We start from the raw sequence: 14,318 nt of genomic DNA on the forward strand, positions 1-14,318 counted from the left end.
TCACGCGAAGTTCAGCGTTTCCTGGCATAGCCAGTCTACCACGGCACGCAGCGCCGCGGCATGGTCTGATCCATTATCTAGGGCGGCGCGGTAGACCAGCAACTGGCGCTGTGCCGAGGTACCGCGCGCCAGGATGGCCCGCGCGCCCTGCACTTCCGCCCAGTAGCCGCCGGCCTGGGCTTCCTCGCGCACCAGTTCGATCAGTTCCTCCAGCAGCAGGGCGTAATCCACCGCTTCGCCCTTGCCGAAATCCACCAGTTTGCCCTCAACGCCATAACGGGCGGCACGCCAGCGGTTCTCGTCGATCAGGGCATTGGCATAAAGCCGCCAGCGCTGGTTGCGCTGCTTCAACCGCAGCAGGGCTGCCAGCAGGCCGCGATACAGCGCCGCGATGCTGATGGCATCGTCCACCTGGGTGCAGACATCGGTGACACGCAGTTCCAAGGTCGGGAAACGCGCCGAGGGCCGGATGTCCCACCACAGCTTGGTGCCATCGTCGATCAGGCCCGCCATCACCATGCGGCCGACCAGCCGCTGGTATTCGCCCCAGCTCTCGAACCGTTCCGGCAGGCCGGTACGCGGCAGGCTGTCGAAAATCGAAACCCGGTAGCTTTGCAGGCCGGTCACTTCGCCCTGCCAGAACGGCGATGAGGTGGAAAGCGCCAGCAGATGCGGCAGGAAATAGCTGACCTGATTCATCAGGTCGATACGCAGATCCTCGTCGGCAATACCGACATGCACATGCAGGCCGCAGATCACTAGGCGGCGCGCCACGCCGGCAAGGTCGCTGGCCAGGGCATCATAGCGCGGACGATCGGTATGCCGTTGCTCGGCCCAGCGCGCGAAGGGATGGGTGCCGGCGGCAATCGGCGCCAGGCCATGGCGCGCGGCCACATCGGCCACCGCGCGGCGCAGCCGCACCAGATCGGCGCGTGCCTCGGCCAAGCTGCCGCAGACGCCGGTGGCAACCTCGATCTGGCATTTGAGAAATTCCGGGTTGACCTGGCCGCCGGCCACCTGCTGCGCCTCGGCCAGCATCGCATCGGGCGGCTCCACGGCCAGCGCACCGCTGGCCCGCTCCACCAGCAGGTATTCCTCTTCAATGCCGATGGTGAAATCGGGCATGGCTCAAGCTGCGAGGATCGCGGTGCCGTTTTCGGCCAGGATGCGGCGGAAGCAACGGTCGAGCCGTGCGGCCCATTCGGCGACGCCGGCTTCATCCGCGATCAGGTCCTGGCGGATTTCCACCAGCACATGCGGCAGGCCACGGCGTTCGCCATGCTCGCGGATGCTGTAGCCGGCCTGGCTGCGGCCGCTGTAAGGCTCGTTGTCGCCCACCACCAGATCGCCTTCCTCTCGCAATGCCTGCATCAGCGGGATCGCCAGGCGGCCATCCTGGTTCCACAGGATGCCGGCATGCCAGGGCCGGTCGCGGCCCTTCATGCGCGGGGTGAAGGAATGAATCGACAGCACCGCCGGGTTGGTACTGCGCTGCAGGGCATTGTCGATATGCGCCGCCACCGAGGAATGGTAGGGCGTGAAATAGTTGTCGATGCGGCGCTGGCGCTCGGCATCGTCGATGGCGCGGTTGGCCGGCACGATCACGCCATCACTGATTTCGCAGATCAGAGTGGGGTCATCCGGGGCACGGTTGATATCGATCACCAGGCGGGAATAGCCGCTGAACAAGGCCGGCGCATCCAGGCTCTGGCTCAATTTCTCGGTGACCAGGGCAGCGCCCGGGTCCCAGCCGATATGCCGGGTGATCTGTTCCCGGCTCAAGCCGAGATCGCCGAGTTCCGCTGGAACCGCGTGGCTGGCATGGTCGCAGAGCAGCACCGCCGGGGCGCGGCCGGAACCATTGAGGATGCGAAAAGAGGCAGGCTCGGTCATGGGCAGGCTGTTGCTCTTTTGATAGGCCCGGACCTGGTTAATTGCAAGGCCACCCCGGGCCGCATAAAGTGACCGTGAAGAAAAAACCGCAGGTATTCCAGTGTTGCAGCATGTCGCCATTGTTGGCAGCGGCCCGTCCGGCCTGTTTTGCGCCGATGCCCTGATCCGCCAGAATCCGGCCCTGAAGATCGATGTGATCGACCGTCTGCCCACCCCCTATGGCCTGGTGCGGTTCGGCGTGGCGCCGGATCATCAGGGAACCAAAGCCGTCACGCGGCAATTCGACCGCCTGTTCGCCAACCCGAATATCCGGTTCCTGGGCCGGCTGGAGGTCGGCACCGACCTGCCCCTGAGCATCCTGCACGCGAATTACGATGCCGTGGTCCTGGCGGTCGGCGCGCATCAGGATCGCCCGCTCGGCCTGCCGGGTTCCGGGCTGGCCGGGGTCTATGGCTCGATGGCCTTCGTCGGCTGGTATAACGGCCACCCCGATTTCGCCGAACTGAACCCGCTGCTGGGCAGCAGCGTGGCCATCATCGGCCAGGGCAACGTGGCGGTGGATATCGCCCGCCTGCTGGCCAAGACACCGGCGGAACTCAGCACAAGCGATCTCTGTGCCCATGCAGCCGAAGCCATCCAGGCCGCCGGCATCACCGATATCTACATGATCGGCCGCCGTGGCCCGATCGAGGCCAGCTTCACCAGCGCCGAACTCGGTGAACTCGGCAAGCTGGAACGCCTGCGCCCGGTGCTGCGCAAAAGCGACCTGCCCGACACCATTCCCGCCGGCCTTGATCCGAACGAGGCCAAGGTGAAGGAGCGTAACCTGCAGCTGCTGCATGAATATGCGCAGCGCAGCGACGACAAGCCGGTGAAGCTGCATTTCCTGTTCCACAGCGCGCCGCTGGAGCTGACCGGCACGGACCGCGTCGAGGGCTTGCATGTCACCGGCGGCACCAAGCCGCTTGAGGTCGGCACGGTGATCAGCGCCATCGGCTATCACACCGCGCCCAAGGGCGACCTGCCCGCACCGGCCGCAAACGGCAGGCTGGCCAACAGCGACGGCCTGATCGCGCCGGGCCTCTATGTGGTCGGCTGGGCCAAGCGCGGCCCCAGCGGCACTATCCCCACCAACCGCTCGGAAGCCAAAGCGGTAGCCGACCGCCTGCTGGCCGATTTCGCCAGTGATGCCGCACCGGCCAAGCCCGGCAGCGCCGGGCTGGATGCCTGGCTGGGGCAACAGGGCATTGCCGTGCTGGACTTCGCAGCCTGGAAGCAGATCGAGGCCGCCGAGATCGCGGCGGCACGCCCTGGCGCGCCGCGCGAAAAGCTGGCGCGCTGGGCAGACCTGCTCTCGATCCAGGCGCAGCAGCAGGCACAGCAGTGAGCACCACGCCGGCATCGCCAGCCGCCGCCCCCTTGTCGGTATGGCAGGTGCTGGCCGCCACCACCGGCACGCAATCGCTCTCCACGCTCTGCGCGCTCGGCCTTTCGGCGGTAGCACCGCGCGCTGCCGAATCCTTGGGCGTGGGCCCGGCGATGGTCGGCTATCAGGTCGGCATTGTGTATTTCGGCGCTATGCTCACCTCGCTGATCGGCGGCAGCGTAGTGCGCCGCTTCGGCCCGGCGCGGGCCAGCCAGATCGCGCTCTGGGTTTCGGTGGTCGGCTGCGCGCTCACCGCCTATGGCAGCCTGTGGAGCATGGCGCTCGGGGCCCTTGTGATGGGCTCCGGCTATGGCTTCACCAATCCGGCCGCCTCGCTGCTGCTGAGCCGGCTGCCCTCCACCGGGCGCATGAACCTGATTTTCTCGATCAAGCAATGCGGCGTGCCGATTGGCGGCATGCTGGCCGGGCTGCTGCTGCCGCCAGTGACGCTGGCTTTCGGCTGGCAGGCGGCGATGCTGCTCTGCTCGCTGCTGGCCCTGGGCCTCAGTCTGCTGCTGCAACGGGTGCGCAATCATTGGGATGCCGAGCGTGAGCTTGAGACCCGGATTTTCAACCGGCCGCTCGATGGCCTGATGATGATCTGGGCGCATCCGATCCTGCGCTGGCTCGGCCTGGCTTCGCTGGCCTATTCCGCGGTGCAGTTGAGCGTCACCGGTTTCCTGGTCACCTATCTGGTGGCGGAAGTCGAATTCACGCTGCTGGCTGCCGGCGGCCTGCTGGCGCTGGTGCAGGTGGCCGGCGCCTGCGGTCGCCTTACCTGGGGCTGGCTGGCTGACCGGCTGCGTTCCGGCCTGCTGGTGCTGATCATCAATGGCGTGATCGCGGTGTTCGCCGCCTTTGCCACGGCAGCGATCACGCCGCATTGGCCCTGGCTGGCCATCGCCGCCGCCACCATGCTGTTCGGCTTCTGCGCCATCGGCTGGAACGGCGTGTTCATTGCCGTGATCGCACGCCAGGCACCGCCAGGCCAGATCGGCAATGCCACCGGCGGCACGCTCAGCATCACCTATGCCGGCGTGCTGGCCGGGCCATCATTGTTTGCCGCCCTGCATGACAAGGCAGGCATGAGCTATGGCGCGGCTTACGCGCTGATGGCGGTGGCAACGCTGATCGGCATCGCCTTGCTGCTGCAAGGCCGGCGCGGCATCAAGCGCTAGGGAATATCACGCACGAGGAAACTCAGTGTCATCCGTTTTGGCCTGTCGCCGAAATCCGGCGGCAGATCAAACGGCTGCGCGCGGCGCATGGCGATCACGAAAGTGCGGATCGCGGTGGCGAAGGATTCAAGGTCACGCCGCTGGCTGATCAAGTCCCAGTCCTTGATCATCAACCGGAAATCTTCGGGATCATTGGCATTGAAGGGCGGCCCCAGCATGCCATTGGGCAGCACCAGATAAGCGCCACCGATCTGTACTTCCGCGAATTGCGGCGCATCCCGCTTCAGCAGCCAATGATCGACAATCTGCGACAGGAAGAAATCCTGCTCCGATTGCTTCATCTCAGGGGCTGTCTTCAGCGCCTGCATGGTCTCGGCCGCCGTCTTCGGCAACGGCACGGCTGCCGCCTGCCGCTTTTCCGCCGGCCTGGGCAGTTCGACCGCGCCATGCGGTGCCGCAGGCACTGGCGGTGCCGGCGCCCGCTGCGGCACCGGCCTGGGCGCTTCGGCCTGCGCCCTGGGCGGCGGTGCGGCTGATTTCTCTGCCATCGGCGCGCGCTGCAACTGCGGCACCTCCGGCGGCGGCAACGGCGCGGGTGCTGGCGTTTCGGCAGCACGCGGTGGCGGGGGGGGCGGCGGAGGCGGAGGTGTTGGAACAGGTGCCGGTGCTGGCGGCGGGATCACCACCTCCATCACCAGCGGCGTTTCAGCCAGTTTCAGACCCTGATTCCAAGGCTGCAAATAGAGCAGCCAGGCCAGGCCGAGATGCAGCAACAGCGACAGTATCAAGGCAAGCAGCAGCCAGGGCCGGCCGGGCGGGCGGCGGCTCAACTGGTGGAATTCTGCTGCGGCTGCGAACATAGGGTAACAGGTAGCCCTTCGCCCCGGCTTCGCCAAGTCCCGGGCCTTTAGGCGCCCAGGTTCCTGGGCTATAATTTGTCCGACAAAGTCCAGAAACCTATGAAAAGCTTGGGAGAGAAACCGTGACCGAGGCCGTGCTCTACAGCCTTTCCGGCAATGTTGCCGTGCTGACCGTGAACAACCCGCCGGTGAATGCGCTCGGCCAGGCCGTGCGCCAGGGCCTGATCGAAGGCCTGGCCCGCGCCAATACCGATGCTGCCGCCCAGGCGGTGGTGATTGTCGGCGGTGGCCGTACCTTCATCGCTGGCGCCGATATCCGTGAATTCGGCAAGCCGCCCCAGGCGCCGGACCTCAATTCGGTGCTCACCGCCATTGAAGCCAGCCCGAAGCCGGTGGTGGCGGCGATCCATGGCACCGCGCTCGGCGGCGGCCTGGAAGTGGCGCTCTCCTGCCATTGGCGCGCGGCGGTGCCGACTGCCCAGGTCGGCCTGCCGGAAGTGAAACTCGGCATCCTGCCGGGTGCCGGCGGCACCCAGCGCCTGCCGCGCCTGGTCGGACCGCAGATGGCCCTGGAGATGATCACCTCGGGCAACCCGATTGCGGCCAAGAAGGCGCTGGAAGTCGGCGTGGTGGATCACGTTGCCGATGGCGACGTGACCGCCGTGGGTGTTGCGTTTGCCGCCCAGGTGGTGGCCGAGAAGCGCCCGCTGGCCCTGGTGAGCCAGCGTAATGAAAAAGTCACCGGCGTTGACCCGGCGTTGTTCGAGGCGTTCCGCAAGGGCATGGAAAAGAAGGCCAAGGGCTTCTTCTCGCCGTGGCGCTGTGTCGATGCCGTGGAAGCCGCCTGCACGCTGCCGTTTGCGGAAGGGCTGAAGCGCGAGCGCGAGTTGTTCATGCAATGCATGGAAAGCCCGCAGCGCGCAGCACAGATTCATGCCTTCTTCTCCGAACGCGAAGCCGGCAAGATCCCCGGCCTGCCGGCGGATGTGCAGCCCAAGGCGATCAAATCCGCTGCCGTGCTGGGCGCCGGCACCATGGGCGGTGGCATTGCGATGAATTTCGCCAATGCCGGCATCCCGGTGAAAATCCTGGAAGTGTCGCAGGAGGCGCTCAGCCGTGGCCTTGGCGTGATCGAGAAGAACTACGCCACCAGCGTGCAGCGCGGCTCGATGAAGCAGGAAGCCATGGACCGCGCACTGAAGCTGATCAGCGGCACGCAGCGCTATGAGGATATCGGCGATGCCGATATCGTGGTGGAAGCGGTGTTCGAGGAAATGGGCGTGAAGAAGGAGGTGTTCAAGAAGCTGGACGCCATCATGAAGCCCGGCGCCGTACTGGCCACCAATACCTCGACGCTCGATATCGACGAGATCGCCGCCGCCACCAAGCGGCCGCAGGATGTGATCGGTACGCATTTCTTCAGCCCGGCGAATGTGATGAAGCTGCTGGAGAATGTGCGCGGCAAGGCCAGTTCGCCGGAAACCATCGCCACCGTGATGCAGCTCGGCAAGACCTTGCGCAAAGTGGCGGTGCTGGCCGGCAATTGCGATGGCTTCATCGGCAACCGCATGCTCGCCGGCTATCTGCGCGAGGCCAATTTCCTGCTTGAGGAAGGTGCCTCGCCGCAACAGGTGGATAATGCCCTGGAAGCCTTCGGCCTGGCCATGGGGCCATTCCGCATGAGCGACCTCGCCGGCCTGGATGTCGGCTGGCGCATCCGCAAGGGCAAGGCGCATCTGCGGCCCCAGGACGAACGCTATTCAGCCGTGGCCGACCAGCTCTGCGAACAGGGCCGTTTCGGGCAGAAAACCGGAGCTGGCTTCTACAAATACGAGGGCCGCAACGCCATTCCCGACCCGGTTGTGGAGGAAATCATCCTGGCCTCGGCCAAGGCACAGGGCATCCAGCGCCGCGCCATTTCGGACGAGGAAATCGTGCAGCGCTGCATGTATCCGCTGGTCAACGAGGGCGCCCTGATCCTGGAGGAAGGCATCGCCATCCGCTCCAGCGATATCGACATCACCTACCTTTTCGGCTATGGCTTCCCCGTTTACCGGGGCGGGCCGATGTTCTGGGCCGAGCAGATCGGGCTCGACAAGGTGCTCGCCACGATCCGGGAATTCCACAAGGTGCATGGCAAGGCCTGGACCCCTGCTCCGCTTCTGGTGCGCAGCGCCGAAGCCGGCAAGGGCTGGCCGAAGGGCTAAGCCTTTCAGCCGCTGCACCGCGCGTAGAGGTTACCAGCGGCCGTCATGTCTGAAGCCATTGTCCCATCCCATCCGGGCCCATCCCACCCGGGCGCCGACCCGATCGGCGCCCGGCGCACTTTCGCCATCATCGCCCATCCCGATGCCGGCAAGACCACGCTGACCGAGAAGCTGCTGCTGTTCGGCGGCGCGATCCACCTCGCCGGTGCGGTGAAGGCGCGCGGCGAAAGCCGGCGCGCGCGCTCCGACTGGCTGAAGATCGAGCAGCAGCGCGGCATCTCGGTTTCCACCTCGGTGATGAATTTCGAATACGGGGCCTGGACCTTCAACCTGCTCGATACGCCGGGCCACGAAGATTTCTCGGAAGATACCTACCGCACGCTGACCGCCGTGGATTCGGCCGTGATGGTGCTCGACGCCGCCAAGGGTATCGAAACCCAGACACGCAAGCTGTTCGAGGTCTGCCGCCTGCGCGACGTGCCGATTGCCACCTTCGTCAACAAGATCGACCGCGAAAGCCGCGACCCCTTCGAACTGCTGGACGAAGTGGCTTCCACGCTCGCATTGGAATGTGTCCCCGCCAATTGGCCCGTTGGCATGGGCCATGATTTCCGCGGCTGCTACGATATGTTCGGCAAGCGGCTGCTGCTGGTGGGCAAGGAAAACAAGAATCTCGAACCGGAAGTGATCATACTGGAGGCCGGCCTGGACGATCCGCGCGCCGCCGAAATGATCCCGGCGGCCCAGCTTGATAAACTGCGCGAGGATATCGAACTGATCCAGGGCGCCTGCCCGGAATTCGATATCGAAAGCTATCGCCAGGGCCATATGACTCCTGTCTATTTCGGCTCGGCCTTGAAGAATTTCGGTGTCGATGAATTGCTGAAGGGCCTCGGCAAGTTCGCGCCGCCGCCCCGGCCGCAGCCGGCCGACAAACGCATGATCCTGCCGACCGACAAGACGGTGAGCGGCTTCGTGTTCAAGGTCCAGGCCAACATGGACAAGAACCACCGCGACCGCGTTGCCTTCTTCCGGCTCTGCTCCGGCCATTTCAAGCGCGGCATGAAGCTGCGCCAGGTGCGCAGCGGCAAGCCGATCACGGTGAGCAACCCGACGCTGTTCTTCGCCCGCGACCGCTCGCTGGCCGACGAAGCCTGGCCGGGCGACATCATCGGTATTCCCAATCATGGCACGCTGCGCGTCGGCGACACCCTGACCGAGAACGAGGACTTGCGCTTCACCGGTATTCCGAATTTCGCGCCGGAAATCCTGCGCCGCGTGCGGCTGTCGGATCCGATGAAAGCCAAGCATCTGCAGCGCGCGCTGGAGGATCTGGCCGAGGAAGGCGTCACCCAGGTATTCCGCCCCCGGCTGGGTTCCGACTGGATCGTCGGCCTGGTCGGCCCGCTGCAGCTCGACGTGCTCTCGGCCCGGCTGGCCGACGAATACAATCTGGAAGTCGGCTTCGAGCAGGCGCCCTACGACACGGCACGCTGGATCAGCGCGGAAAACCCGAAGGATGTCGATGAGTTCCTGAACCAGAACCGCGCCACCATCGCCGACGACCGCGATGGCGCCCCGGTATTCATGGCCCGCAATGCGTGGGAACTCTCCTACACCGAGAAAAAATGGGATAAGATACGGTTCCATGCGACACGGGAACGCTCCTGATCCAACCTTCCGCCTGAGCCGCCGGCATCTGCTGGCGGCCCTGGCTGTGCTGTGGCTGGCACCAGGCCTCGCCCTGGCTGCCGACGACAAGAAAAAGAAGGGCGATCCGAACAAGCCAGCGGAGCGACCGCCGGTGAATTCACCATTGCTGACCATCGAAGCGGTGACGGCGCCGGTGGCCGGCAATCCGCCCGGCACCGTCATCATGACCTTCACCCTCGATTGCGGCTCGGTGGAGAATGCACAGCAGGTCGATAACCTGCTGCCGCGCGCCTACAATGCCGTGATCCTGGAATTGAACCGCGAGCCGCTGGGCCGCGATGGCCGCATCACCGATCAGGATCTGGACGGCATGAAACGCCGCCTGCTGTATCAGGTGAATCGCGCGCTGAAAGGCCCGGAAGTGAAGGCTGTGCTGATCCGCAGCTTCCAGGAAGTGCCGCGCCGCACCTCCTGAGCATGCTGCCGATGCCTCAGGGTGTCTTGGCCGCCTGCGAGCGGATCATGGCGGCATAGATGCGCGTCAAAGCCTGCAGGATCGGCGGCGCCTCACTCATCAGCTGATTGAAGTGATCCGCGCGGATCACTTCCAGGGTGGTGTTCATCTCCGCCTTCGCCATGGCATAGCGCGGCATCGAGTGCAGCAATGCCATTTCACCGAACACCTCGCCCGGTCCAAGCTGGCGGATCAGCTTCGGCTCGCCACCAGGCTCGGTGCGCAGCAGATGCACTTCGCCAGTCTGGATCAGGTAGGCCGTGGTACCGCCGGAATCCTGATGAAAGACCACATCACCCTTGGCGTAGGATTTGCGCGTCAGGATACGGTGCGGCTGACGCTCCGAGAGGATGCTGCCGCTATCGGATAATGCCCCCACCAGCGTGGCCGGCTTGCCGGCGGCGGTGCGGATATTACGGATGAAACTTTGCAGCAGGTAGCGCGCCAGTGCCGGCGCCTGATCCATGGCGCGCTGCAAGGCAGCACGGTTCACCACATGGCAACGGCAGATTTCCAGCGCCACGGCACTGGCCATGCGCGGCGCCGGATCGATCAGCGCCATCTCGCCGAACACACCGCCGCGCATCACCACGCCCAGCACCTTGCGGTCCGGGCCATTGCCCTGGAACACCTCGGCCTTGCCATCCACCAGCAGATAGGCATCAGTGCCGACCTCACCTTCGCGCAGGATCACTTCACCACGCTGGAATGTCTTGACCGGCTGGCTCATGACGCCTCGTCATCATCATCGCGGGCAAACAGGATCGCCTTGGCGCGGATATCGTCGATACTCGACATCAGATCGTCGATCTTGCCTTCCAGCAGGTTGGCTGCCTGCCGTGCCAGCGAAAGCTCTTCTTCCACCGCCTGCAGCATCGCCTGGCGTGCCGCGCCGATCACGGCACCATTGGGCTGGGCGGGAAAGCTGACGCATTTCTGCGCGAAGCGGCGCACGGCGGATGCGCTCGGTAGCCGGCCGAGCAGCATGTCTGCCGGCAGCGCCACCACCTCCCAGCCAGCCGGGCTGGCATAGGCCGCGAAGTCACCATGCTGGAATGCTTCCACCACGCGCTTGCCGTGGCCGGTATCTGGCGCGGTGATCTGGCTGCGCTGCCAACCGAAGGCGAGGAACTCTTCCTCCGCCGCCAGCCGCGCTGCCTGCTCTTCTTCGCCGCTCATCGAAACCCTTCTGCTCAGCTTGCTGCGCAGGCCGCCACATTGGCGCGCAGATGCGCAGGAGAAATCGTACCCACAACCACCGAACTTACGCCCGGCACCGCCGCAACCGCCGCCAGCGCCGCATTGGGGTCGCTGCTATGGCCGCTGGCCAGCGCCTTCTTGATCAACACGCCGCGACCCCTGGCCGCCGCCGCTTCGATCACCGGAAGCTGTTCGGTCTCGCGCTCATTATACGTCACCATCACTATGTCTGTGCAATCCACCATCTGCAGTCCGCCGGCAATACTCTTGCCGGAGAAACCGGTCTGACGGATCAAACCCTCGGCCTTCAATGTATCTAATGCCGCTACGGCTGGCAGGAACCGCGCGCCGACTTCGTCAATTCCGTCGGAATGTAACAATACCGCATCCAGATACGGCGTGCCGAGGCGCCGCAGCGAAGCCCGCACGGACGCATCGATTGCGGTGGCTGAGAAATCGAAACGCGATTGGCCGCCGTCAAAGAATTCCCCCGCTTTGCTCAGCAACACCCAATCCTCGCGGCGATAATCCGGCAGGCGCGGCAGCAATTCGCCGAGGCGGCTTTCTGCCACGCCATAGGCGGGCGCGGTATCGAGCAGATTAATGCCGAGGGCTTGCGCCTCGCGCAGCAGGGCCAAGGCGGCAGTGTCGTCCGGCAACTCAAAACCCTGGGGGAATTTCACCCCCTGATTGCGCCCAAGCTTCACGGTGCCGAGGCCAAGCATGCTGACCTTGGGCCCTGTTCTGCCAAGCCGCCTCATCTCCATGCCGCACGCTCCCAGATTGGTTGGGCGATGGCCGGGGCCGGCCAGCCATCGTCCGCCGCATTGCCAATGGCGGGCGGCGGCAGCATCGGCAACACCTGGTCCGCCAGGCTCGGCGCCAGGGCCAGCTTGGTCGGCCAGGCCAGCAGGGCATTGCCATGGGCCTGGATCACCGGCGCATCCGGCTTGCGGCCATCGGGCGTGGCGCCCTCGGCGCGATCAACATGCCAGCCGGCGAAACGGCAGGCGGAAAGATCAAGGCGTGGCAGCAGCGTGGCGAATTCACGCTTCGCACTGGCGATCAATGCCGCATCATCCTGCATGGCGCCGGTTTCGGCGATCTGGCCGCCGACATACCAGACCAGCTTGCCCGATGCCGCCTGATGCGTGGTGACGGTGACGCGGGGCTTGTCACTGGTATCGAAGCAATGCGCATAAAGCGGCGACGGCACGTCTTCGATCAGCAGCATGCGCAGCGGCCGGCGCTGCGCCCGGCTGGCTGGCTGTTCAAGCATGGCAAGCGCCTGTTCATTGCCCGCACCGGCAGCGAAAACATAGCGCGCCGCCTCGATGCGCCGCTCCTGGCCCATCGGATCACGCAGCAGCAACGCCGCGATGCCATCGCCATTGCGCTCGATGCGGAAATCCACGCCGCCCTGTTTGATCCAGGGCGCCAGCCGCGCGGCGAAATGCGCCAGCAGGCTCGGCACATCAAGCACGATTTCATCAAGCTGATACACCGCACCAACCTGCTCAGGATCACGCAAGGCCTGCGGCCAGGCTGTTTCGGGCAAGGCATCGACACGGCCGCGCAGCAGCTTGGAGCCGAAAAAGCCGGTGATACGGCTGGCAAGGCTGCGCCGCGCCCAGAACAGGTGATGCTGGGCATTCACCCGCACGCCGGCAAGATCGACATCGCCCTTGCCTGCAAGGCAGGCGCGCCAGCGCGAGGGCATATCGGCCAGTGCATCGGCATCCTGGCCGATCTTGAGGTCAATGGCATATTTCAGGCCGCCATGGATGATGCCTTGCGAAGCCAACGTCTGCCCGGCACCCAGCGCATCGGCCTCGAACAGCATAGCGGCATGGCCCTGCGCGCGCAGACGCTCCAGCAGCCAGAGGCCGGCAATGCCGCCGCCGAGGATCGCGACATCAAGCCGCACAGCTTAACTCCGCAGTTTTGCGATGGTCGCGGTGGTGCTCTGGCCTTCAACCAGACGCGAGACTTTCACCTCGCCGCCATAGGCGCGCACGATATCAGCGCCGACCACCTGATCGACGCTGTAATCGCCGCCCTTCACCAGCAGGTCCGGCTGCAATTGCTCAAGCAGCGGGATCGGCGTGTCCTCGGCGAAGATCACCACCAGGTCAACCAGACTGAGCGCCGCCAGCAGGCGAGCGCGGTGCTGTTCAGTCTGCACCGGGCGTTCAGGCCCCTTCAGGCGTTGCACCGAGGCATCGGCATTGATCGCCACGATCAGGCGGTCACATTGCCCGCGCACTTCGGCAAGCAGGGCAAGATGGCCGGGATGCAGCAGATCGAATACGCCATTGGTGAAGCCAACGCGTTCGCCGCGCGCATGCCAGCCGGCCACGATATCGCGCGCCCGCGCCGCCGTGGCCACCTTGCCATCCAGGCCCAGCGGATCGGGCAAATGCAACGCCGCCCGCAATTCCTCCGGCAGCACCACGGCGGTGCCAACCTTGGCAACCACGATGCCGGCGGCCGCATTGGCGATGCGTGCGGCCTGGGACAGCGGCTGACCAGCCGCCAGGGCCACGGCAAGGGCTGCCACCACGGTATCCCCGGCACCGGAAACGTCGAAAACCTCGCGCGCTTCCGCCGGCAGGTGCAGGGCCGCGGCCTTGGTTCCGCTCACCAGCGTCATGCCCTGCGCGCCACGGGTAATCAGTGCCGCATCGATGCCGCAAGCCTCGATCAGCTTGCGCCCGGCGGCTTCCGCATCGGCGTTGCTGTCGCAGCTCTGGCCCGTGGCCAGCGCGGCTTCCTTCTGGTTCGGCGTCAGCAGCGTCGCGCCACGATAGCGCGCGAAATCCGCACCCTTGGGATCGACCAGCACCGGCAGGCCACGCTTGCGGGCCTCGGGCAGCAATGCGCCGAGCAGTGCATCGTTCACCACGCCCTTCGCATAATCGGACACGATGACCGCATCCGCATCACCCAGGGCTTCCAGTACGGTGGTGATCAGAGTGCCGAGTGCAGCTTCGCCGGGCTGGCCGGTGCGCTCCTGATCGACCCGCAGCAATTGCTGCTGACCGGCGATGAAGCGGGTTTTTTCGATGGTCGGGCGGGTTTCGTCCACCACCAGTAATGGCTCAATGCGGGTCTGGGTCAGGGCATCATGCAGTTCATCGCCGGCATTGTCGTCGCCAACCAGGCCGATCAGCCGGGCGCGGGCCCCAAGCGAGGCAATATTGCGCGCCACATTGCCGGCACCGCCTGGCATCGCCAGCTCGCGCTGCACCTGCATCACCGGAATCGGTGCTTCCGGTGAAATACGCTGCACGCCGCCATAGACGAAGCGATCAAGCATGACATCGCCGACCACCAGAATACGGGCGCGGGCAAAAGCGTCGAGATCGAGAGGGGTGTGGCTCATCC

The 14,318-nt window shown here is 65.3% G+C and carries 13 protein-coding genes; 5 read left to right on the plus strand and 8 right to left on the minus strand.

All coding sequences use genetic code 11. The features are described 5' to 3' along the window. Both ACQY7X_RS22140 and ACQY7X_RS22145 read right to left on the minus strand, forming a co-directional pair. On the minus strand, positions 1 to 1,125 hold the full coding sequence (locus tag ACQY7X_RS22140; RefSeq protein WP_428247659.1) for a carboxylate-amine ligase: 1,125 nt from the start codon (positions 1,123 to 1,125) through the stop codon (positions 1 to 3). 3 nt (positions 1,126 to 1,128) lie between these two features. Further along, positions 1,129 to 1,893 carry an N-formylglutamate amidohydrolase gene (locus ACQY7X_RS22145; RefSeq protein ID WP_428247660.1) on the minus strand — a complete coding sequence of 255 codons (765 nt, stop codon included), beginning with the start codon at positions 1,891 to 1,893 and terminating at the stop codon, positions 1,129 to 1,131. A gap of 100 nt (positions 1,894 to 1,993) precedes the next feature. On the opposite strand from ACQY7X_RS22145, the gene ACQY7X_RS22150 reads away from it, so the two are divergent. After that, on the plus strand, positions 1,994 to 3,280 hold the full coding sequence (locus ACQY7X_RS22150) for an FAD-dependent oxidoreductase (protein ID WP_428247661.1): 1,287 nt from the start codon (positions 1,994 to 1,996) through the stop codon (positions 3,278 to 3,280). Further along, on the plus strand, positions 3,277 to 4,497 hold the full coding sequence (locus ACQY7X_RS22155; RefSeq protein ID WP_428247662.1) for an MFS transporter: 1,221 nt from the start codon (positions 3,277 to 3,279) through the stop codon (positions 4,495 to 4,497). Before ACQY7X_RS22150 ends, ACQY7X_RS22155 begins: the two co-directional genes overlap by 4 nt. On the opposite strand, the gene ACQY7X_RS22160 is transcribed toward ACQY7X_RS22155, so the two are convergent. Continuing rightward, positions 4,494 to 5,357 (minus strand): hypothetical protein, encoded by an 864-nt coding sequence (locus ACQY7X_RS22160; RefSeq protein ID WP_428247663.1) that lies wholly within the window; start codon positions 5,355 to 5,357, stop codon positions 4,494 to 4,496. The two genes, ACQY7X_RS22155 and ACQY7X_RS22160, sit on opposite strands and share 4 nt — an antisense overlap. A 122-nt stretch (positions 5,358 to 5,479) precedes the next feature. Between ACQY7X_RS22160 and ACQY7X_RS22165 the strand changes: the two genes are divergently transcribed. Genes ACQY7X_RS22165 through ACQY7X_RS22175 form a run of 3 tightly spaced genes read left to right on the plus strand, consistent with a single transcriptional unit; the run spans position 5,480 to position 9,692 of the window. Beyond that, positions 5,480 to 7,564 (plus strand): 3-hydroxyacyl-CoA dehydrogenase NAD-binding domain-containing protein, encoded by a 2,085-nt coding sequence (locus ACQY7X_RS22165; protein ID WP_428247664.1) that lies wholly within the window; start codon positions 5,480 to 5,482, stop codon positions 7,562 to 7,564. A gap of 45 nt (positions 7,565 to 7,609) precedes the next feature. Next, positions 7,610 to 9,235 (plus strand): peptide chain release factor 3, encoded by a 1,626-nt coding sequence (locus tag ACQY7X_RS22170; RefSeq protein ID WP_428247665.1) that lies wholly within the window; start codon positions 7,610 to 7,612, stop codon positions 9,233 to 9,235. After that, positions 9,213 to 9,692 carry a hypothetical protein gene (locus tag ACQY7X_RS22175; protein WP_428247666.1) on the plus strand — a complete coding sequence of 160 codons (480 nt, stop codon included), beginning with the start codon at positions 9,213 to 9,215 and terminating at the stop codon, positions 9,690 to 9,692. Before ACQY7X_RS22170 ends, ACQY7X_RS22175 begins: the two co-directional genes overlap by 23 nt. Before the next feature lie 16 nt (positions 9,693 to 9,708). On the opposite strand, the gene ACQY7X_RS22180 is transcribed toward ACQY7X_RS22175, so the two are convergent. The 5 genes from ACQY7X_RS22180 to hldE are packed head-to-tail and all read right to left on the minus strand — an operon-like array spanning position 9,709 to position 14,316. Then, on the minus strand, positions 9,709 to 10,461 hold the full coding sequence (locus tag ACQY7X_RS22180) for a cyclic nucleotide-binding domain-containing protein (RefSeq protein WP_428247667.1): 753 nt from the start codon (positions 10,459 to 10,461) through the stop codon (positions 9,709 to 9,711). Further along, entirely contained in the window at positions 10,458 to 10,910 is a 453-nt protein-coding gene (locus ACQY7X_RS22185; RefSeq protein WP_428247668.1) for a hypothetical protein, read from the minus strand. The genes ACQY7X_RS22180 and ACQY7X_RS22185 overlap by 4 nt, the downstream gene beginning before the upstream one ends. A gap of 14 nt (positions 10,911 to 10,924) precedes the next feature. Next, positions 10,925 to 11,656 (minus strand): aldo/keto reductase, encoded by a 732-nt coding sequence (locus ACQY7X_RS22190; protein WP_428247669.1) that lies wholly within the window; start codon positions 11,654 to 11,656, stop codon positions 10,925 to 10,927. 32 nt (positions 11,657 to 11,688) lie between these two features. Then, positions 11,689 to 12,858 (minus strand): FAD-dependent oxidoreductase, encoded by a 1,170-nt coding sequence (locus tag ACQY7X_RS22195; protein WP_428247670.1) that lies wholly within the window; start codon positions 12,856 to 12,858, stop codon positions 11,689 to 11,691. 3 nt (positions 12,859 to 12,861) lie between these two features. Beyond that, entirely contained in the window at positions 12,862 to 14,316 is a 1,455-nt protein-coding gene (gene hldE / locus ACQY7X_RS22200) for a bifunctional D-glycero-beta-D-manno-heptose-7-phosphate kinase/D-glycero-beta-D-manno-heptose 1-phosphate adenylyltransferase HldE (RefSeq protein ID WP_428247671.1), read from the minus strand. Positions 14,317 to 14,318: the final 2 nt, after the last annotated feature.

The sequence above is a fragment of the Ferrovibrio sp. genome (assembly GCF_965278975.1).
GTDB lineage: Bacteria > Pseudomonadota > Alphaproteobacteria > Ferrovibrionales > Ferrovibrionaceae > Ferrovibrio.

Bases quoted from the DNA above. Each gene is read 5' to 3' on its own strand.
- ACQY7X_RS22145 (WP_428247660.1), bottom strand. From the start codon at position 1,893: ATGACCGAGCCTGCCTCTTTTCGCATCCTCAATGGTTCCGGCCGCGCC.
- ACQY7X_RS22170 (WP_428247665.1), top strand. From the start codon at position 7,610: ATGTCTGAAGCCATTGTCCCATCCCATCCGGGCCCATCCCACCCGGGC.
- ACQY7X_RS22185 (WP_428247668.1), bottom strand. From the start codon at position 10,910: ATGAGCGGCGAAGAAGAGCAGGCAGCGCGGCTGGCGGCGGAGGAAGAG.
- ACQY7X_RS22180 (WP_428247667.1), bottom strand. From the start codon at position 10,461: ATGAGCCAGCCGGTCAAGACATTCCAGCGTGGTGAAGTGATCCTGCGC.
- ACQY7X_RS22140 (WP_428247659.1), bottom strand. From the start codon at position 1,125: ATGCCCGATTTCACCATCGGCATTGAAGAGGAATACCTGCTGGTGGAG.
- ACQY7X_RS22160 (WP_428247663.1), bottom strand. From the start codon at position 5,357: ATGTTCGCAGCCGCAGCAGAATTCCACCAGTTGAGCCGCCGCCCGCCC.
- ACQY7X_RS22175 (WP_428247666.1), top strand. From the start codon at position 9,213: ATGCGACACGGGAACGCTCCTGATCCAACCTTCCGCCTGAGCCGCCGG.
- ACQY7X_RS22190 (WP_428247669.1), bottom strand. From the start codon at position 11,656: ATGCTTGGCCTCGGCACCGTGAAGCTTGGGCGCAATCAGGGGGTGAAA.
- hldE (WP_428247671.1), bottom strand. From the start codon at position 14,316: ATGAGCCACACCCCTCTCGATCTCGACGCTTTTGCCCGCGCCCGTATT.